This is a genomic window from Achromobacter kerstersii, assembly GCF_902859595.1.
Taxonomy (GTDB): domain Bacteria; phylum Pseudomonadota; class Gammaproteobacteria; order Burkholderiales; family Burkholderiaceae_B; genus Achromobacter; species Achromobacter kerstersii.
In genome coordinates this window covers 464,935-482,810 of record NZ_CADIJQ010000002.1, presented here as the reverse complement: position 1 = coordinate 482,810, position 17,876 = coordinate 464,935, and the positions used below count along the sequence as shown (strand labels likewise).

Below are 17,876 nucleotides of genomic sequence, written 5' to 3'. Positions count from 1 at the left end.
AGATACGTGAAAAATCATCCGCGAGTTTATCCCTTTCCGGGAGGAACGCGCTGCGCTGTTTTGTTCAGGAAAACGTAGGGATATCCCCGTCAAAAACCACCAGGCGTTCGATGAAGTTTGCCATATAGGCCTTCATTTCCTGGTGCGCGGGCGAGACCTGGTAGCGGTCATGCGCCGGGCCGTCGGCAAAGGCCGCCACCACGGCGTGGGTCAGCCCGTCGGCGCGGCTGGCCTGGTTGGGCCGGAACGCGTAGCCCGCCACCCCCTCGCATTCTGCAAGGATGCGGTCGCAATAACCTTGGACGCGCGCATGGAATTGGGCGTCGGCAGCCGCCGACAGTTGCAACATCACGACATGCAGAAACATCAGGACTCCTTTTTCACGCGGGTCGCGGCAAGCCAGGCGCGCGACACCAACCCCATGATGCCGTCTCGAAACAGCAGCACGCACAAGACGAAGATCACGCCCTGGACAATCAGCACCCAGGAACCCAGCGGCGCCAGATAGTTCTGCAGCGACACAAAGGTGAATGCCCCCACCAGCGGGCCGAACACCGTGCCGATGCCCCCCAGCAGCGCCATCAGCACTACCTCGCCATTGGCGTGCCAGTGCACGTCCGTCAGCGAGGCCACGCCGAACACCAGCACCTTCAGCCCGCCCGCCAGGCCCGCCACCGAGGCCGACAGCGTGAACGCCAGCAGCTTGTAGCGCGACGTCGAATACCCCAACGAGCGCGCGCGCTGCTCGTTATCGCGCACAGACCGGATCACTTCGCCAAAGGGAGAATTCAGCACACGCAGCACGAAGGCGTAGCCCAGCGCAAAGACGGCCAGCGTGAAGTAGTACATCGGCATCACGCCTTCCAGGTCGATCAGGCCAAACAGCTTGCCGCGCGGCACGCTCTGCAAGCCGTCTTCGCCGCCCGTGAACCCAGCCTGCACGGCAATGAAGTAAACCAGCTGCGACAGCGCCAGCGTGATCATCGCGAAGTAGATGCCCTGGCGCCGGATGGCGATGGCGCCGAACAGCAGCCCCAGCAGTCCGCCCGTCAACACGCCCGCCAACAGCCCCAGTTCGGGCGTGGCGCCCAGCAGCTTCATCACGATGCCCGTGGCGTAGGCGGCCGCGCCAAAGAACGCCGCATGGCCAAACGACAGCAGGCCCACATACCCCACCAGCAGGTTGAACGCCGCCGCAAAAAGCGCGAAGCACAGCACCTTCATCAGGAACGTCGGGTACACGAACCACGGCGCGGCCAACGCCACGACGGCCAGCACCGCCATGGCGATACGCATCGCGCGCCGGCTCAGTTGCACGGGCTCGCGCGTGGCTTCGGCGGCCAGCACGTTCTGCATTTGCAGTGGCTTGCCGAACAGGCCCGCCGGCTTGCACAGCAGCACCAGCACCATGATGATGAAGATCGCCAGATTCGCGGCCTCGGGATAGAACACCTTGGTCAGGCCTTCGATGATGCCCAGCCCGAAGCCGCTGACGATGGCCCCCATGATGGAGCCCATGCCGCCGATCACAACCACGGCGAACACCACCACCACCAGGTTCGACCCCATCATCGGGCTGACCTGATAGATGGGCGCCGCGATCACGCCCGCCACCGAGGCCAGCGCCACGCCCAGCGCGTAGGTCAGCGTGATCAGCAGCGGCACGTTGATGCCGAAGGAACGCACGATGGTCGGGTTCTCGGTCGCCGCGCGCAGCATGGCGCCCACGCGCGTTTTCTCGATCAGGACCCACACCGCCAGGCACAGCACCAGCGACACCGCCACCGCCCAGCCGCGATACCAGGGCAGGAACATGAACCCCAGGTTCACGCCACCGCTCAGCGCCTTGGGGATGATGTACGGCAGGCCCGACACGCCATAGGCCTGCCGCAACGCGCCCTCGATCAACAAGGCGATGCCAAACGTCAGCAGCAAGCCGTACAGGTGATCCATGCGATACGTGCGCGAGATCAGCAAACGCTCGACCACCACCGCGAACACCGCCATGATCAGCGGCACCAGCACCAGGGCGGCCCAGTAGTTCACGCCCAGATAGTTCAGCAGCATCCAGGCAAGAAACGCGCCCGCCGTGTACTGCGCGCCATGGGCGAAGTTGATGATGTTCAACAGGCCGAAAATCACCGCCAGCCCGATCGAGAGCAAGGCGTAGAACGAACCGTTGATCAGGCCAAGCAGGAGCTGGCCGAACAGTGCCGTGGACGGCACACCGAAAATTTCGAACACAGGCCTTCTCCTCTCAGACGCCCAGACGGCGCGCGATCCGGGCAGGATCGCGGCGCGCCTCATCCGCCGACAACTGGTCGACCACGCAACCGTGCTCCATGACGTAATGGCGGTCCGCCACCTTGGTCGCGAAGCGGAAGTTCTGCTCGACCAGCACGATGGTGAACCCCCGCTCTTTGAGCGTGCGGATGGCCTGCCCGATCTGCTGCACGATGACCGGCGCCAGGCCTTCGGTGGGTTCGTCCAGCAAGATCAGTTGGGCGCCCGTGCGCAGGATGCGCGCAATCGCCAGCATCTGCTGTTCGCCGCCCGACAGGTTGCCGCCCGAGCTGTCGCTGCGTTCGCGCAGGTTCGGAAACAGCGTGTAGATCTCGTCCAGCGACATGCCGCCTGCCGCCAGACGCGGCGGCAGCATCAGGTTTTCGGTCACGCTCAGGCTGCGGAATACCGCCCGTTCTTCGGGGCAATACACCACGCCCAGACGCGGGATACGATGCGGCGCCATGCCCACGGTTTCCTGTCCGTTCAGCCGGATCGAGCCGCGCCGTTTGTCCAGGATGCCCATGATGGCGCGCAGCGTCGTCGTCTTGCCCGCGCCGTTGCGGCCCAGGATGGTGACGAGTTCGCCCCGGTTCACATCAATGTCCACGCCATGCAGCACATGGGATTCGCCATACCAGGCGTTGAGGTCTTTGATTGCCAGCATCTCAGTGCGCCTCCTCGTCCGAGCCCATGTAGGCGGTGATGACGCGCTCATCGCGCGACACCGCGGCGTAGTCGCCTTGCGCCAGCACGGCGCCACGCGCCAATACGGTGATGGTGTCGGACAGATCGGCCACAACGGACAGGTTGTGCTCCACCATCAGGATGCTGCGACTCACCGACACCCGCCGGATCAGCGCGGCGATACGGGCGACGTCTTCCTGCCCCAGGCCCGCCATGGGTTCATCCAGCAGCATGATTTCGGGTTCCAGCGCTAGCGTCATCGCAATTTCCAGCGCGCGCTTGCGCCCATACGGCAACAGCGCCGCCGTGGTGCTGGCCAGGTTCGCCAGGCCCACCGCGTCCAGCAGTTCCATGGCGCGATCGTTCAGGCGATCCACGCTGCGCCGGCTGCGCCAGAAGCGCAGCCCGTCGCCATGCTGGCGCATCAGCGCCACGCGCATGTTCTGCAGCACGGTCAGGCCCAGGAACACCGCCGAAATCTGGAACGAGCGGACGATGCCCAGCCGCGCGATCTCTTCCGGCGCCAACGCCGTGATGTCGCGTCCGCGGTAGTGAATGACGCCCGCGTCCGGCGTCAGAAATTTGGTCAGCAGATTGAAGCAGGTGGTTTTGCCCGCGCCATTGGGGCCAATCAGCGCATGGATAGAGCCTTCCTGCAGGGCAAGGGTCACGCCGTCGACGGCATTGAAGCCGCCGAACCGCTTGACCAGCCCCTGTGCGGATAAAACCGCTTGGGTGCTTGAGGTCATGGCGGGGTTCCTTACATGCGGGCCAGCAGGCCGCCGTCGATCGCCAGGACATGCCCGTTGACGAACGACGCGCCCGGCGACGCCAGGTAGACCACGGCGGGAGCAATGTCTTCGGGTGTCGCCCAGCGGCCGACCGGCACGGACGTCGACAGGAACGACTGGAACTGCGGATTGTCCTGCAAGCCCTGCGTGAAATCCGTGCGCACGAATCCCGGCGCCAGGGCATTGCACGTGACGCCGCTGGCACCGTATTCCACGGCCAGCGCACGCGTGAACGCGGCAATCGCGCCCTTGGCGGTCGCGTAAGCGGCGATGTTCGGCATGGTGGCCTGACCCGCCACGGACGACATCAGCACAATGCGGCCGAAGCCCCGCTTGCCCATGCCGGGCAAGACGGCCCGCGCGCAATGGAACGCGCCGTTCACGTGGACGTTTTGCAGCGCCTGCCATTCGGCGGGCGTCATGTCGACCACCGCTTTGCGATTCTGATTGCCGGCGTTGCTGACCAGCACGTCGATGAACAGGCCGGCCTCTTCCAGCTGGCTCACGGCTGCGGCCACGGCGGCGGCATCGGCCACATCAAAAGGCGATGCATGCGCCGTGATGCCGTCACCCGCGAGCCGCGCGCAAGCAGCATCGCAAGCGTCCTGCGACAGGTCGTTGACCACCACCTGCGCCCCCGCGCGGCCCAACGCCTGCGCAATGGCGTAACCCAATCCCCTGGCCGCGCCCGTCACCAGCGCGACGCGTCCCGCCAGACCAAATGTCTGGTCCAGATAGTCGTGTTTCAAGCTTGTCTCCTTGTCTTATATGCACCGGATCTCTAGGCCCGGCCTGTGTCGTCCCTGCTTTCCAGATGCAAAAACAAAGTTGACATCAATCTCAATATACGCGACTATTTTTAAACACTCAATAACAAGATTCTTGCTTTTTCTTCCATAACGAGTTCTGGCTAGGAGACATTCATGGCCCTCGAAACCCCCGGCTGCCCCGCGGCCAACGCGCTGCCGCCGCTGGCCTCACGCTTTCTGAAAGTGGCTGATCTGCCCTGGAAACCCACGCAGGTGGAAGGCATCGACATGAAGGTGCTGATGCAGGACAAGGAATCCGGCCTGCTCACCGCGCTGTTTCGCTGGCAGCCCGGCACGGAACTGCCTTTGCATGAACACGTTGAAGTCGAACAGACCTACGTCCTGGAAGGCTCCATCGTGGACGCCGAAGGCGAGGTCTGCGCGGGCGACTACGTTTGGCGCCCCCGCGGCAATCAACACGTGGCGCGCGCGCCCAACGGCGCGCTGGTGCTCAGCTTTTTCCTGAAACCCAATCTGTTTATCGACGCTTACGCTGGCCAGACGCTGGAGTAAGTCCGCCTGCCCCGGCAGGATTCAGCTTGAATCCGCAAGACCGCATGACCGCCCGGCACAGGACGGCGCGCAAAAGAACCAAGACCCCCAAGGAGACACCCCCCATGAAGACCCGTTTCAAGAACAGCCTTGCCGCCTGCGTGCTGGGCGCCGTATCCCTGCCCGCCATGGCGCAGGTGTCCGATGATGTCGTGAAGATCGGCGTGCTGGGCGATCAGTCCGGCATGATGGCGGACCTGTCCGGCAAGTTCGGCGTGGAAGCCGTGAAGATGGCCGTCGAGGATTTCGGCGGCACCGTGCTGGGCAAGCCCATTGAAGTGATCTCGGCCGACCACCAGAACAAGGTGGACATCGGGGTGTCCATTGCGCGCCGCTGGTACGAGAACGACAAGGTGGACCTGATCCTGGACGTGCCCAATTCGGCTATCGCCCTGGCCGTGCAGGACCTGACCCGCCAGATGAAGCGCGTCGTCATCTTCACCAGCGCGGGGTCGGCCGACCTGACGGGCAAAGCGTGTTCGCCCAACGGCATGCACTGGACGTACGACACCTACGCCTATGCCACCGGCGTGGCCAACGGCGTGATGGAAGACGGCGGCAAGAGCTGGTACTTCATCACGTCCGATTACGCCTTCGGCCACTCGCTGGAACGCGACGCGATGGCAGTGGTGAAAGCCAAGGGCGGACAAGTGGTGGGCAGCGTGCGCCACCCTATCGCCAGCTCGGACTTCTCGTCGTTCCTGTTGCAGGCGCAAGCTTCCAAGGCGCAGGTGATCGGCCTGGCCAACGGCAGCGGCGACACCATCAACAGCATCAAACAGGCATTTGAATTCGGCATCATGGGCAGCAAGCAGCGCGTGGCCGCCCTCTTCATGAGCATCGTCGATGTGCGCAGCGTGGGGCTGGAATACGCGCAGGGGCTGAATCTGGTCGAACCGTTCTATTGGGACCAGGACGACCGCGCGCGGCAATGGTCCGAACGCTACTTCAAGCGCACGGGGCGCATGCCGTCGATGGTGCAGGCCAGCAACTACAGTGCCGCCATGCACTACCTGAACGCGGTCAAGGCTGCCGGCACGGACGCGTCCGAACCCGTGTTGAAGAAAATGCACGACACGCCCATCAATGATTTCATGACCGAAAACGGCCGTATCCGTGAAGATGGCCGCGTCATGCGCGACCTGTATCTGTTCCAGGTCAAGAAGCCATCGGAGTCCAAGCGCGACTGGGACTACTACAACCTGGTGCGCAAGATTCCCGCCGAACAAGCGTTCCGCCCGCTGAAGGACGGCGGCTGCTCGCTGGTGAAGTCGTGATGGACGGCGCGCTTGCACTGCTGGCCGGCAAGCGCGCCGTTGTCACCGGGGGTGCAAACCCCCGGGGCATCGGCGCGGCGGTGGTGGACCTGTTTTTGGCGCACGGCGCCACGGTGGCGGTGCTGGACTACGCCTACCCCGAGGGCGGCGCGGGCGTGCTCGCCGACGGCCGTATGGACCTGCACTGCGACGTGTCGCGCGGTGTCTCGTGCGAGGCCGCGATCGAGCAGGCCCGCATGGCGCTGGGCGGCATCGATGTGCTGGTCAATAACGCGGGCATCGTTGCCGCCACGCGCATCTGGGACCTGCCCGAAGACGAGTTCCGCCGCATGATCGACGTCAACCTGACCGGCACCTACAACGTCACGCACGCGGCGCTGCCCGCCCTGCTGGAAAGCACGCGGCGCCCGGCCATCGTGAACCTGGGTTCCACCGCGGCGCTGCGCGGCGGCGGGCTGCTGGGCGGTTCGCACTACGCGGCATCCAAGGGCGGCGTCATCAGTTTCACCAAGGCCCTGGCGCGCGAATTGGGGCCGCGAGGCATCCGCGCCAACTGCGTCGCTCCCGGCATTATCGAAACGGACATGACGCTGGGGAAATTCGGCGAAAATTGGGAACAAGAACTCAAACAGGGCATTCCACTGCAACGTTTCGGCTCGCCCGCCGAAGTTGCCCAGGCCATCGTTTTCCTGGCCTCGGACCTGTCCTCTTATTCAACCGGCATCGTGGTCGACGTCAACGGCGGCTTCCACATTCACTAGGCACACCCAGAAGCAATGAGCACTCCCGATCGCATGCTGTCCATACTCGACCTCTTTCGCGACGACACCACCGCCGCGTTCCAGGAGGACGTCATGGCGCATCTGGAGTGCTCGCGCGCCACGGCCTACCGCTATCTGAAGTCGCTGACCGAAAGCGGCCTGCTGGCGCCAACCGCCGGCGGCGCCTATGTGCTGGGTTCCCGCATCATCGAACTGGACCGCCACCTGCGCCAGCACGATCCGCTGATGCGCGCCGCGCGCGACGTCATGCGCGCAACCGGCGACGAACTCCATGCCAACCTGATGCTGTGCAGCTATTACGGCGACAAGGTCATGTGCGTGGACCGCTACTGGACCGACCACTCCATCGAATCCAGCTATGCCCGCGGCCGGCCGTTCCCGATGTTTCGCGGCGCCACGGCCAAACCCATCCTGGCCAACCTGCCGCCTTACCAGTTGCGCAACCTGATGCTATGGCACGCGGCCGAAATCCGCGAAGCCGGGTTGGGCGATGACTGGGATGCGTTCCGCGCCAACCTGAAACGGCTGCGCACGGCCGGGGTGTGCGTCTCGCATGGCGAGGTCGACCGCGGCTTGATGGGCATCGGCGCGGCGATTTTCAGCCCCGAACAAAAGGTGGTCGGCAGCTTGGTGTTCATTGCAGCAGAAGCGCACACATCACCGGAACGGCTGGACGTGCTGCAAGCCCGCATCCAGATCGCCGCCGCCGAGGTCTCGCAAAACTTGCAGGCGCCACAAAGCAACGGCGCGGCGGCGATCGGCATCATGCCGTCGCGGCCGCGCCGCATCAAGGCGCCGGCCGGTTCGACACCGGCGCGGCCCAAAGCCTGATCAGGCCTTGTTGTAGCGTTCGACGCTGTTCACGATTTCTTCGTGAGCGGCATCAACGCCCTTCCAGCCCTTGACCTTGACCCACTTGCCCTTTTCCAGGTCCTTGTAGTGCTCGAAGAAGTGCTGGATACGCGCGACGTCTTCGGTCGGCAGATCTTCGTAGGACTTGATGTTGCGGTACGGGGGGTACAGCTTTTCGATCGGCACGGCCAACAGTTTGGCGTCGCCGCCCGACTCGTCGTCCATTTCCAGCACGCCGATGGCGCGGCAGCGCACGACGGCGCCGATCTGGATCGGGAACGGGGTCAGGACCAGCACGTCGGCGGGGTCACCGTCGTCCGACAGGGTTTGCGGGATGTAGCCGTAGTTGCACGGGTAGTGCATCGCGGTCAGCATGAAGCGGTCAACGAAAATCGCGCCCGTGTCCTTGTCGACCTCGTACTTCACCGGGTCGGCGTTCATGGGGATTTCGATGATGACGTTGAAGTCTTCCGGCAGCTTCTTGCCAGGGGAGACGCGATCAAGACTCATGATTCAACCTTGTTGTTTGTCTGAAGAAATGTTCAAAGCGAGCCGTCGTCCTTGAACGGCGGCTTGGTCGCCGGCACCGGCGCCGCGGCAGGCGCGGGCTTCGGGCTGGCAGCAGGCGCCGGCGAGTACGTGGGCACGGGCTCATCGAAAGCCGCCGCCGGGATCGGGGCGCTGTCGAAGTACTCGTCGATATCGGACGTGCCGCCGGCAAGCGGCGCGTCTTCCGGCGCCAACGCGCGAGCATGCTGATCCTTGCTGACGCGCGCATCGGGGTCCAGCACATAGTCGGAAGCCGATGCCGCCACCGAAGGCGGCAGCGCCGGATAATCGCCGCCAACGTCGGCGTCGCCGTCCGTGTCCGACAGGCCCACCGCATAGCCGCCTTCGGCGTCCACGCGATAGGGATCGGAACCGGTGTCGGCCGCGGGCAAGGCCGCATCCACCGCCAGCACCGGCAAGGCCATGCTGGCCGCCGTGGCCAGACGCCAGTGGCGCACCGCGTCGGCGGGACGATCCAGGCGGTCATACAGGCTGCCCAACAACGCATGCGTTTGGGCATCGCTGCGGCGGCTGAGACTGCGCAGCAGATAGCGCTCGGCCTGCCCCCACAGCTGACCGTTCAGGCACAGCATGCCCAGCGCGGTCAGCAGATCGGGATCAGTGGGGCGCTGTTGCAGCCACGTCTCGGCCTTGGCCAGACGGCGCGACACCTGTTCGGCTTCGCAGCGGGCATAGGCCGCTACCAGCGTCGGGTTGAACTTCACGGCAATGGCGGCTTCCAGCACGCGGGCCGCCTCATTGGCTTCGCCGGCCGCATCAAAGGCCGCAGCGCCCGCCAGCGCCACATCGGGCAGCAGGCGCTCTTCGGCCTTCAGGTCTTTCCAGATGGCGCGCCAGGCATCGCTATTGGCCGAGCTGGCCGCCGCACGCAAGCGTGCCGCACCCGAGGCGTCGATAAGAAGATCGGCTTCGCTGCGGGCCAGCGCATTGCGGCGGACCAGCCCGCGCGCCAGCGTGAAGACTTGCTCGTGGTGATGCAGCGCGGTGTGGGCGCGCAGCAGCAGGCGCATCGTGTGCAGGTGGCGGGCGCCGCCGTCAGCCAGCGGCGCCAGCACGGCCAGCGCGCGTTCGGCCCGGCCTTGGTCCAGCAGCATGTCGGCCGAAACCGTGGCCGTGGCTTCCACCAGACCCGGGTCGGTGCCGGCGTGTTCCTGTGCGGTTGCCAGCAGGCGGTCGCGGCGGTCGAACTCGCCCAAGCCATGGGCAGCGCGCGCAGCCGACAGCGCGGCCAGCACACGGCGGGTCTGCACTTTGGTCTGCTCAAGCAGCTTGGTCAGATCTTTTTCGGCGTGGGTGTAGCGGCCTTCCAGCAAGCCGATCCAACCGCGTTCGAGCAATTCGTGGTCGCGCGCTTGCGCACGCTTGCCACGCCAGACGCGGACGCGATCAGGAATGGCCAACAGCCACGCCAGCACGCGCAAGCCCACGTACAGCACGATGAAAGCCGCAACGATCAGCAGTACGGCGAGCGTGAGCGACATTCCGATGCGCCACGGCCAGACCAGCAACAGCACGTTGCCGGAATGCGAGCGCAGCACCACCGCCAGGGCGACGGCGATGACGGCGAGCAGCAGTGTCCAGAACCAGGTACGCATAAGGCTCAGTCCTGCCCGCTAGTCTTGAAACCCGCAGCCCGCAAAGCGGCGACAGCGTTCAGGCTGTCGGACACGTCCGGCATGCGCACGGCGATGTCGGTCTGCGCCAGTTCGCGCGCCAGCGTCTGGGCGGCGACGGTATCGGGGGAACGGTTATCGAAATACTTGGCGAGCGTGACGCCGACGTTGTCGAGCTCGCTCTTCCACACGGCGGGCTGACGCATCAGCATGGCCAGTTGAACAGTCAGCAGGCGTTGGCGCAGCGTGGCGCGCACCTGATCGGCCTGCTCGGGCGACAGCAACAACGCGGCGGGTTCGTCCACACGCTGGATCGTGATCAAGCCACCCAGTTCCTGCGCCAGCGCCGAACCGGCGCGGCCAGGCCACGAGACCACCTCGGCGCGCCAGCGCTGCCACCAGGGCGCGTCGGCGGGCAAGCCGGCCTGCGGGTCCACGGCGGGCGCGGGGGCCACGGCGGGGCGCGGCTCACCGGCGGCAACCACACCCGGCGCGGCGGCGTCAGGCACCAGCAAGGGCGCCTTGCCCACCATTGCCACCAGGCGTTCGATACGGGCGGATTGTGCGGGGATGTCGACGGTGGAAACGGCGCGCAGACGGTCCAGGTCGCCGTTGATGGCTTGCTGCAAGCTGGAGAAGCGCGGGCGGTCAGCGCGCGCCAAACGGGATTGCGCGGTTTCCAGTGCGACGATGGCGTTGGAAACGTTGCCGGCCAGACGCAGTTGCTGGTTGGCGATGGTCAGCAGGCGTTCGACGTCGTTGGCCAGCAGTTCGTCGCTGGCGCTGTCGTTGAAGTTCTGCCACGCCTGTTGCAGCGCGTTGTATTGACTTTGGGTTTCGCGAACGGTGTCTTCAAGCTCGCCCACGCGGCCGGCCTGCGCTTGCGCCAGGGCCAGCGCTTCACGCGTGTCCTTGCGGGCCTGCGCCACATCGGCGGACAGCGTGTCGATACGCGACGCGACCTCGCGTCCGGCGGACACGAATTGCGTGCGCTGCTTCCACAGGGCATAACCTAAGCCCACGGCTAGCAGGATGACGATTATCAGGGCGGTGACCAATGGGCCATTGCCGCGCTTGGCCGGACGGGCCTTGACGGGATCGGCCGGGGCCGATGCGGGCGCGCTTGCGCCCGGGGCGGCCGTGTTAACGACCGGATCGGTAGCGGGAGTCTTGTCTGTCATGACGCGATTGTATTCGGTGTCAGTCCGATGCAACGAATCAAGCAGCAACAAAAGCCTGGAATATCGACTCGTCGTTGGGCAAGCAGATTTTTACCATTTCTGTCGCGCCACTGTCATGACAGCCTGGCGGCACGCGGCGCGCGAGCGAGGGATGCGTCAGCACGAAGCGGCAGCGCGCCCACCAGGAAGACAGGCCGGCGGCGTCCACACAGGCCCGCACGGCATCGGCGCCTTCGCCGCTGGTGATGAGCCAGGTGGCCGGCACGCCCGCATCAGCCCATTGCCGCAAGGCGGCAAGCGCGGCATCGTCCCAGAGGGCCGGGCGCCGCAGATACGCCGCGTGGCGCGTGACGGCCGCGCCCTGCGCTTCGAGCGTGTCGCCCAGCCAATCCCTGCCCTGCGTGCCTCGCACCAGCAGCACGCGGGCGGGCAATTGCGGCAGGCCGCAAAGCACGTTCCACAAGGCTTCGGAATCGTGGCTGGGCGCATCATCGCCCGGATGCAGGACTGTTGTATTCGCGCCAAAAGCGGGCGCCTCGCGCAGCGCCTGTGCGCTGGCGGGGCCAACGGTTGCGGCGATCACGCCCGCCGGCCAAGCGGCTTGGCCATCGGCGTGCGCGAGCTGATCCAGATACTGTTTGGCCGCATTGCCGCTGACGAACACCACCATGTCGAAGTCGGCCGGCCGAGGCAAGTCCGCTGCGGCCACTTGCAGCGGATGGATTGCCAGCGCCGGCAGGATGCAGGCGGACCAGCCGGCGTCGGTCAGACGGCCGGCCAGCGCCTCGTTGCGGCCCGCGGGCCGCGTCAGGATGGCGACTCGCGGCGCGGTGGACATCAGTCCGGCCGCGGGTCGGCTTGCAGCAGTTCCTGGAGGATGGCGGCAGCGCCACCGTCCAGCAATTCCTGCGCGGCCGCCACACCCAGCGCGTCAGCATCGGCCGCGGGGCCAGTGCGCGTCGTGCGGACGATGCGGACACCGTCGGTTGACGCCACCAGGGCGCGCAACGACAAGGTGTCGCCCGAGAGTTCGGCAAAGGCCGCCAGCGGCACCTGACAGGAACCGCCCAGCGTGCGGGACACGGCGCGTTCAGCTTGCACGCAAGCCGTCGTGGCGCTGCTGATCAACGGCGCGAGCCAGGCCCGCATGTCGTCGCGGTCGTCGCGGATCTCGATGCCCAAAGCGCCCTGCCCGGCTGCCGGCAAACTATCGGCGGGGTCCAGCAGGCTGCGGATACGCGCGCCCAGGCCCAGCCGATCCAGCCCGGCCGCGGCAAGCACAATGGCGTCGTATTCCCCTTTGTCCAGCTTGCCCAGGCGGGTGTCCAGGTTGCCGCGCAGCGGCTTGACCACCAGTTCCGGGTAGCGCGCGCGAATCTGGGATTCACGGCGCAGGCTGGACGTGCCCACGACGGCGCCCGCCGGCAGTTCTGCCAGCGTTGCATAGCGGTTGGACACGAAGGCATCGCGCGGGTCCGCGCGATCAAGAACGGCGCAAAGCTCGAACGGGGCTTGCAGATCCACCGGCACGTCTTTCAACGAATGCACGGCCAGATCGGCGCGCCCGTCGAGCAGCGCGTTTTCGAGTTCCTTGACGAACAGTCCTTTGCCGCCAACCTTGGACAAGGTGCGGTCGAGGATCTGGTCGCCTCGGGTCGTCAGGGTAAGGAGCTCAACCGCGCACGCTGGGTACAGCGTGCGCAGCCGGTCGCGCACATGCTCAGCTTGCCAAAGGGCAAGCCGGCTGGCGCGGGTCGCAATGACCAGGCGTTGCGGTAGAGGCACGAGCGGTCATCAAACGAAATTAGAGACGATGACAGTCGCGACTATCCCGAGGATGGCCAGGACGAAAAGGCCCTGAAGGAGGCTCAGGCCCGATTCGGATTGCTGGGGATCGACGGATCTACGCAGACTCATGTGCTGATTCCTTGGAAGCGGTTTTGCGGCTTGCCAGCCACCGTCCAAGGACAACAACGAGCAAGGCGCCAATAATTTCTGCACCGATTTTAACCGTAGTGGGCTGAACACCGAATTGACGTTCGACAACCACATCGGTAATCAGCATGCCACCGGCGATCCAGCCCAACAGCGCAGCGCCCAGCGTAATCACCAGCGGGTACTTGTCGATCAGCTTCAGAACCAGCGTGCTGCCCCAGATGATGATCGGCACACTGACGATCAGGCCAAAGGCGACCAGACCGATCTGATGGTCGGCGTGGGCGTTCTGGGCCGCGCCGGCGATAGCGATCACGTTGTCCAGGCTCATCACGAAGTCAGCAATGATGATGGTTTTGATGGCCGCAGCGATGGAGGTTCCCCCCTTCACGTTGCCATGCGCATCGTCTTCGGGGATCAGGAGCTTGACGCCGATCCAGACCAGCAGCAGGCCGCCAACGACTTTCAGGAACGGAATCGACAGGAGTGTCAGCGCGAAAGCAATCAGCACGACACGCAGAATGATGGCGCCTGCGGTGCCCCACAGGATGCCCTGCATGCGCTGCTTGGGCGCCAGGTTGCGACAAGCCAGCGCGATGACCACAGCGTTGTCGCCGCCGAGCAGGATATCGATGAGGATGATCTGGAATACCGCTGCCCAACTCAGCGTCTGGAAAAACTCAAGCACTTTTAACCCCCGAAGGCATTTATGAAAAGAAAGGCCGGTCCCGAGCCGGCCATCCTGCCGCGCCATGCGCGGCAGGATCATTCGAACAACTAATTATTGTAATTCAGCTTTCATTCAGCTTTCTGGCGCATCAGCAAAACTTTACCAATTGCCAGCACCAGCAGTGCGCCGAGCACGCCCGTCATGAGCTCGAACGTGTGGTGCGTCACACCCAATGCCGCGTCAATACGCGCCACCGGTTCCTGCAAGGCGGGATCTCCCACCAGCAATTCACCTGCAATAAAGCCCAACAACGCAGCTCCGACCCAGACAATGACCGGGAAACGCTCGATGACCTTCAGAAGCAGCGTGCTGCCGAAGATGACCAAGGGGATGCTGATGGCCAGGCCCAAAACCAGCAAGGTCGTGTCGCCCATCGCCGCAGCGGCAACCGCCACCACGTTGTCCAGGCTCATGACCAAGTCGGCGATCATGATAGTGCGAATTGCGGTCAGCAGATTACCTTGCGTCTTGCCCGCGCCGTCGTCTTCGCCTTCCGGCAACAGCAGCGTCACGCCGATGTAGACCAGGAGCAGCGCGCCGATCAGCTTCAAATACGGCAGCAGCAACAGCTTGGCCGCCACCAAGGTCAGCACGATACGCATGATGATCGCGGCGGCGGAGCCGATCGTGATCGCTTTCTTCTGTTGCGCCGGCGGCAACGAACGCGCTGCCAGCGCAATAACCACGGCGTTGTCGCCTGATAGCAGAATGTTGACCCAAATGATCTGGAGCAACGCTATCCAGAATGCCGCTGAACTAAGTTCCATGCCTCTCTTTCCCAGGTGATGATCCCCCTAGGACAAACCAAATGAATGGATGATGAAAACGAAAATCGTACTGACCGTCTTGGTGCGAGCCCGACGGCATTCTTGCTGGGTACGTGCGAAATTTCTTTCATTATAGTTTCGTTCAGCTTTCCGTATGTTTTGACGACCGCGTTATGGACACGGGATTTCCCTAGGAAAGCCGTAGAAATTTCTGCCTGCCGTGTCACAAGCACGCAAAAAAAAAGCCCGCCGAAGCGGGCTTTTTTGCGCAATGCTGAAAGACTTACAGCACCGACTTGAGCAGCTTGCCCATTTCGGAGGGGTTGCGCGTGGTGCGGATGCCGCAAGCTTCCATGACTTCCAGCTTGGCGTCGGCCGTGTCGGCGCCACCGGAGATCAGGGCGCCAGCGTGGCCCATGCGCTTTCCAGGAGGAGCGGTGACACCAGCGATGAAGCCGACGACCGGCTTCTTCATGTTGTCCTTCGCCCACTCAGCGGCGTTGACTTCATCCGGACCGCCGATTTCGCCGATCATGATGACGGCGTCGGTGTCGGGATCGTCATTGAACATCTTCAGGACGTCGACGTGCTTCAGGCCGTTGATGGGGTCACCACCGATGCCGACGGCGCTGGATTGACCCAGGCCCAGCTCGGTGACTTGCGCCACGGCTTCATACGTCAAGGTGCCCGAACGGCTGACGATGCCGATGCGGCCCTTGCGGTGGATGTGACCGGGCATGATGCCGATCTTGATTTCGTCCGGCGTGATCAGACCCGGGCAGTTCGGGCCCAGCAGCAGCGTCTTGCTGCCCTTGGCCTTCATGCGGTTCTTCACTTCCAGCATGTCGCGGACGGGGATGCCTTCGGTGATGCAGATCACCAGATCCAGTTCGGCTTCAACAGCTTCCCAGATCGCAGCAGCGGCGCCAGCCGGCGGCACGTAAATGACGGACACGGTCGCGCCGGTGTCAGCCTTGGCGTCTTTCACCGTAGCGAAAATCGGCACGCCTTCGAAGTCTTCACCCGCCTTCTTGGGGTTCACGCCGGCCACGAAGGCGGCTTTGCCATTGGCATACTCACGGCACATACGGGTGTGGAACTGGCCCGTCTTGCCCGTGATGCCCTGGGTGATGACTTTGGTGTCCTTGTTGATCAGAATCGACATTTGTGAATCCTTGGCAATTTCTTTTACCGCCGAGCCGTCCCAAGGTGGAAAGCGCCCCCTTGGGGGGCAGCAAGCCACAACGGGGCGCGGCGAGGGGGCATATTTACTTGACGGCGGCTACGACGCGGGTGGCCGCTTCGGCCATCGTGTCAGCGCTGATGATCGGCAGACCGGAGTCAGCCAGCATCTTCTTGCCGAGTTCTTCGTTGGTGCCCTTCATGCGCACGACCAGCGGCACGTTCAGGTTGACGGCCTTGCAAGCAGCGATCACGCCTTCGGCGATGACGTCGCAGCGCATGATGCCGCCGAAGATGTTGACCAGAATGGCCTTCACGCTCTTGTTCGCGAGCATGATCTTGAACGCTTCGGTGACCTTCTCGGCCGTAGCGCCGCCGCCGACGTCCAGGAAGTTGGCCGGCTCGCCGCCGAACAGCTTGATGGTGTCCATCGTGGCCATGGCCAGACCGGCGCCGTTCACCAGGCAGCCGATGTTGCCGTCGAGCTGGATGTAGGCCAGGTCGAACTTGCTGGCTTCGATTTCAGCGGGATCTTCTTCGTCCAGGTCGCGGTAGGCGACGATTTCCGGGTGACGGAACAGGGCGTTGGGGTCAAAGTTGAACTTGGCGTCCAGGGCGATGATGTTGCCCTTGCCGTCGCGGTTCAGCGGGTTGATTTCAACCAGCGACGCGTCGGTTTCCATGTAGCACTGATACAGCTTCTGGAAAACATCCACGGCTTGGGCGGTGGAGTCGGCGGGCAGGCCGATCGCATTGGCGATCTTGGTGGCTTGCTCAGCGGACAGGCCGGTCAGCGGGTCGATGTATTCGGTGATGATCTTTTCGGGAGTGGAGTGAGCCACTTCCTCGATGTCCATGCCGCCTTCGCTGGAAGCGATGAAGGCAACCTTTTGCGTGGCGCGGTCAGTAACCAGCGACACGTAGTATTCCTTCTGGATGTCGGCGCCGTCTTCGATGTACAGGCGGCGAACCTTCTGGCCTTCCGGGCCAGTCTGGTGCGTGATCAGCTGCATGCCCAGGATTTCCGAGGCCAGCTTGCGGACGTCGTCCAGCGAGCGCGCCAGCTTGACGCCACCGCCCTTGCCGCGGCCACCCGCGTGGATTTGTGCCTTGACGACCCACACCGGTCCACCCAGCTTTTCAGCGGCAGCCACGGCCTCGTCGACGGAAAGAGCGGGAATCCCGCGCGGCACCGGGATGCCAAATTGCTTCAGCAGTTCCTTGCCTTGATACTCGTGGATTTTCATGTGTTACCTGTCAGGACGTATGAGAAAGAGAAGGTGAATCGGAGGACGAATCGGCCGATGCCTCAGCGCTACCCCCGGTGTACCACTTGGGATAGTGCTCAGCCACCACCGGGCCGTCGGTGCTTAGCGCATGACAGCCATCCAATTGGAATGGACGCCGGTTCGGGTTGGTTTCCTGCCGCCGGCGGTTAGCCATGGTCTGGACCGCCGCGGTGGGAAGCACCTGCGACAGCTCGGTCATGTGCGTACAGCCCTCTACATGCCCGAACCGCTCCTTGACCTGGCGGCGGAATCCCTTAAGCAGATTCATGCCGATCAAATCAGTGTAAGCCGGCTCGATGGCCATGCAATGACGACCGTATGGGGCCGCATCATAGACAGCCTGCGCCGCCAGGATCGAGTAGTTCTCGTCGATGGTGATGCGCAGATGCATATGGTGAATGGGCTGCCCGGCCTTGAACATCTCGCCGTCGCTCTTGGGGAAATCGTACGCCTTGACGTCGATCAGCTCGGCTTCCAGATCCCAGTTGCCGTCTTCGCGCGCATACGACTGCACGCGTATGGAACGCGTGTGCAGAGGTTGGCGAGGGTAATCCGGCGGTGGCAAGGGCATGCTGG

Annotated in this window: 19 protein-coding genes; 4 read left to right on the top strand and 15 right to left on the bottom strand. The window is 64.1% G+C overall.

Translation table 11 applies throughout. From position 1 onward, the window contains the following. Positions 1-64: 64 nt before the first annotated feature. The 5 genes from HV765_RS11075 to HV765_RS11055 are packed head-to-tail and all read right to left on the bottom strand — an operon-like array spanning position 65 to position 4,510. Entirely contained in the window at positions 65-367 is a 303-nt protein-coding gene (locus HV765_RS11075; RefSeq protein ID WP_175169727.1) for a Dabb family protein, read from the bottom strand. Further along, positions 367-2,244 carry an ABC transporter permease gene (locus tag HV765_RS11070; protein WP_175169726.1) on the bottom strand — a complete coding sequence of 626 codons (1,878 nt, stop codon included), beginning with the start codon at positions 2,242-2,244 and terminating at the stop codon, positions 367-369. Before HV765_RS11070 ends, HV765_RS11075 begins: the two co-directional genes overlap by 1 nt. A gap of 13 nt (positions 2,245-2,257) precedes the next feature. After that, positions 2,258-2,950, bottom strand: a complete 693-nt coding sequence (locus HV765_RS11065) for an ABC transporter ATP-binding protein (protein WP_054423479.1) — start codon at positions 2,948-2,950, stop codon at positions 2,258-2,260. A gap of 1 nt (position 2,951) precedes the next feature. Further along, positions 2,952-3,719: an ABC transporter ATP-binding protein gene (locus HV765_RS11060; protein ID WP_175169725.1), complete on the bottom strand. Its 768-nt coding sequence runs from the start codon at positions 3,717-3,719 to the stop codon at positions 2,952-2,954. Between the two features lie 11 nt (positions 3,720-3,730). Beyond that, a complete protein-coding gene (locus HV765_RS11055) occupies positions 3,731-4,510 on the bottom strand; it encodes an SDR family NAD(P)-dependent oxidoreductase (RefSeq protein WP_054423483.1) in 780 nt (259 codons plus the stop codon). 174 nt (positions 4,511-4,684) lie between these two features. On the opposite strand from HV765_RS11055, the gene HV765_RS11050 reads away from it, so the two are divergent. From HV765_RS11050 to HV765_RS11035, 4 genes are all read left to right on the top strand, one after another. Continuing rightward, positions 4,685-5,083: a cupin domain-containing protein gene (locus HV765_RS11050; protein WP_054423485.1), complete on the top strand. Its 399-nt coding sequence runs from the start codon at positions 4,685-4,687 to the stop codon at positions 5,081-5,083. Between the two features lie 104 nt (positions 5,084-5,187). Beyond that, complete coding sequence (locus HV765_RS11045) at positions 5,188-6,399, top strand: ABC transporter substrate-binding protein (RefSeq protein ID WP_054423487.1); 1,212 nt, start codon at positions 5,188-5,190, stop codon at positions 6,397-6,399. Further along, complete coding sequence (locus HV765_RS11040) at positions 6,399-7,160, top strand: SDR family NAD(P)-dependent oxidoreductase (RefSeq protein WP_175169724.1); 762 nt, start codon at positions 6,399-6,401, stop codon at positions 7,158-7,160. The genes HV765_RS11045 and HV765_RS11040 overlap by 1 nt, the downstream gene beginning before the upstream one ends. A gap of 15 nt (positions 7,161-7,175) precedes the next feature. Next, the gene (locus HV765_RS11035; RefSeq protein ID WP_175169723.1) at positions 7,176-8,012 is read left to right on the top strand and encodes an IclR family transcriptional regulator; all 837 of its coding nucleotides are present in this window, start codon (positions 7,176-7,178) and stop codon (positions 8,010-8,012) included. On the opposite strand, the gene ppa is transcribed toward HV765_RS11035, so the two are convergent. From ppa to HV765_RS10985, 10 genes are all read right to left on the bottom strand, one after another. Further along, a complete protein-coding gene (gene ppa, locus HV765_RS11030; RefSeq protein WP_046802833.1) occupies positions 8,013-8,543 on the bottom strand; it encodes an inorganic diphosphatase in 531 nt (176 codons plus the stop codon). Between the two features lie 32 nt (positions 8,544-8,575). Then, entirely contained in the window at positions 8,576-10,198 is a 1,623-nt protein-coding gene (locus HV765_RS11025) for a heme biosynthesis HemY N-terminal domain-containing protein (RefSeq protein WP_175169722.1), read from the bottom strand. 5 nt (positions 10,199-10,203) lie between these two features. Further along, entirely contained in the window at positions 10,204-11,397 is a 1,194-nt protein-coding gene (locus HV765_RS11020; protein ID WP_054424630.1) for a uroporphyrinogen-III C-methyltransferase, read from the bottom strand. Between the two features lie 37 nt (positions 11,398-11,434). Beyond that, positions 11,435-12,235 (bottom strand): uroporphyrinogen-III synthase, encoded by an 801-nt coding sequence (locus tag HV765_RS11015; protein ID WP_175169721.1) that lies wholly within the window; start codon positions 12,233-12,235, stop codon positions 11,435-11,437. After that, positions 12,235-13,182: a hydroxymethylbilane synthase gene (gene hemC, locus HV765_RS11010; RefSeq protein ID WP_054423497.1), complete on the bottom strand. Its 948-nt coding sequence runs from the start codon at positions 13,180-13,182 to the stop codon at positions 12,235-12,237. The genes HV765_RS11015 and hemC overlap by 1 nt, the downstream gene beginning before the upstream one ends. A 118-nt stretch (positions 13,183-13,300) precedes the next feature. After that, entirely contained in the window at positions 13,301-14,020 is a 720-nt protein-coding gene (locus HV765_RS11005; protein ID WP_054424631.1) for a TerC family protein, read from the bottom strand. 110 nt (positions 14,021-14,130) lie between these two features. Next, positions 14,131-14,829 carry a TerC family protein gene (locus HV765_RS11000; protein ID WP_175169720.1) on the bottom strand — a complete coding sequence of 233 codons (699 nt, stop codon included), beginning with the start codon at positions 14,827-14,829 and terminating at the stop codon, positions 14,131-14,133. Between the two features lie 283 nt (positions 14,830-15,112). Continuing rightward, positions 15,113-15,994 carry a succinate--CoA ligase subunit alpha gene (gene sucD / locus HV765_RS10995; protein ID WP_054423501.1) on the bottom strand — a complete coding sequence of 294 codons (882 nt, stop codon included), beginning with the start codon at positions 15,992-15,994 and terminating at the stop codon, positions 15,113-15,115. Positions 15,995-16,097: 103 nt separating this feature from the next. Beyond that, positions 16,098-17,258, bottom strand: a complete 1,161-nt coding sequence (gene sucC / locus HV765_RS10990) for an ADP-forming succinate--CoA ligase subunit beta (protein WP_054423503.1) — start codon at positions 17,256-17,258, stop codon at positions 16,098-16,100. A gap of 10 nt (positions 17,259-17,268) precedes the next feature. Beyond that, on the bottom strand, positions 17,269-17,871 hold the full coding sequence (locus HV765_RS10985; protein ID WP_175169766.1) for a DUF2889 domain-containing protein: 603 nt from the start codon (positions 17,869-17,871) through the stop codon (positions 17,269-17,271). Positions 17,872-17,876 lie beyond the last annotated feature (5 nt).

What these genes read in the sequence shown, in the direction of transcription:
- HV765_RS11065 (WP_054423479.1), bottom strand. Translation starts at nt 2,950, where the DNA reads ATGCTGGCAATCAAAGACCTCAACGCCTGGTATGGCGAATCCCATGTG.
- HV765_RS10985 (WP_175169766.1), bottom strand. Translation starts at nt 17,871, where the DNA reads ATGCCCTTGCCACCGCCGGATTACCCTCGCCAACCTCTGCACACGCGT.
- HV765_RS11035 (WP_175169723.1), top strand. Translation starts at nt 7,176, where the DNA reads ATGAGCACTCCCGATCGCATGCTGTCCATACTCGACCTCTTTCGCGAC.
- HV765_RS11020 (WP_054424630.1), bottom strand. Translation starts at nt 11,397, where the DNA reads ATGACAGACAAGACTCCCGCTACCGATCCGGTCGTTAACACGGCCGCC.
- HV765_RS11075 (WP_175169727.1), bottom strand. Translation starts at nt 367, where the DNA reads ATGTTTCTGCATGTCGTGATGTTGCAACTGTCGGCGGCTGCCGACGCC.
- HV765_RS11025 (WP_175169722.1), bottom strand. Translation starts at nt 10,198, where the DNA reads ATGCGTACCTGGTTCTGGACACTGCTGCTCGCCGTCATCGCCGTCGCC.
- HV765_RS11045 (WP_054423487.1), top strand. Translation starts at nt 5,188, where the DNA reads ATGAAGACCCGTTTCAAGAACAGCCTTGCCGCCTGCGTGCTGGGCGCC.
- HV765_RS11040 (WP_175169724.1), top strand. Translation starts at nt 6,399, where the DNA reads ATGGACGGCGCGCTTGCACTGCTGGCCGGCAAGCGCGCCGTTGTCACC.
- HV765_RS11015 (WP_175169721.1), bottom strand. Translation starts at nt 12,235, where the DNA reads ATGTCCACCGCGCCGCGAGTCGCCATCCTGACGCGGCCCGCGGGCCGC.
- HV765_RS11050 (WP_054423485.1), top strand. Translation starts at nt 4,685, where the DNA reads ATGGCCCTCGAAACCCCCGGCTGCCCCGCGGCCAACGCGCTGCCGCCG.
- HV765_RS11060 (WP_175169725.1), bottom strand. Translation starts at nt 3,719, where the DNA reads ATGACCTCAAGCACCCAAGCGGTTTTATCCGCACAGGGGCTGGTCAAG.
- HV765_RS11000 (WP_175169720.1), bottom strand. Translation starts at nt 14,829, where the DNA reads ATGGAACTTAGTTCAGCGGCATTCTGGATAGCGTTGCTCCAGATCATT.
- ppa (WP_046802833.1), bottom strand. Translation starts at nt 8,543, where the DNA reads ATGAGTCTTGATCGCGTCTCCCCTGGCAAGAAGCTGCCGGAAGACTTC.
- sucD (WP_054423501.1), bottom strand. Translation starts at nt 15,994, where the DNA reads ATGTCGATTCTGATCAACAAGGACACCAAAGTCATCACCCAGGGCATC.
- sucC (WP_054423503.1), bottom strand. Translation starts at nt 17,258, where the DNA reads ATGAAAATCCACGAGTATCAAGGCAAGGAACTGCTGAAGCAATTTGGC.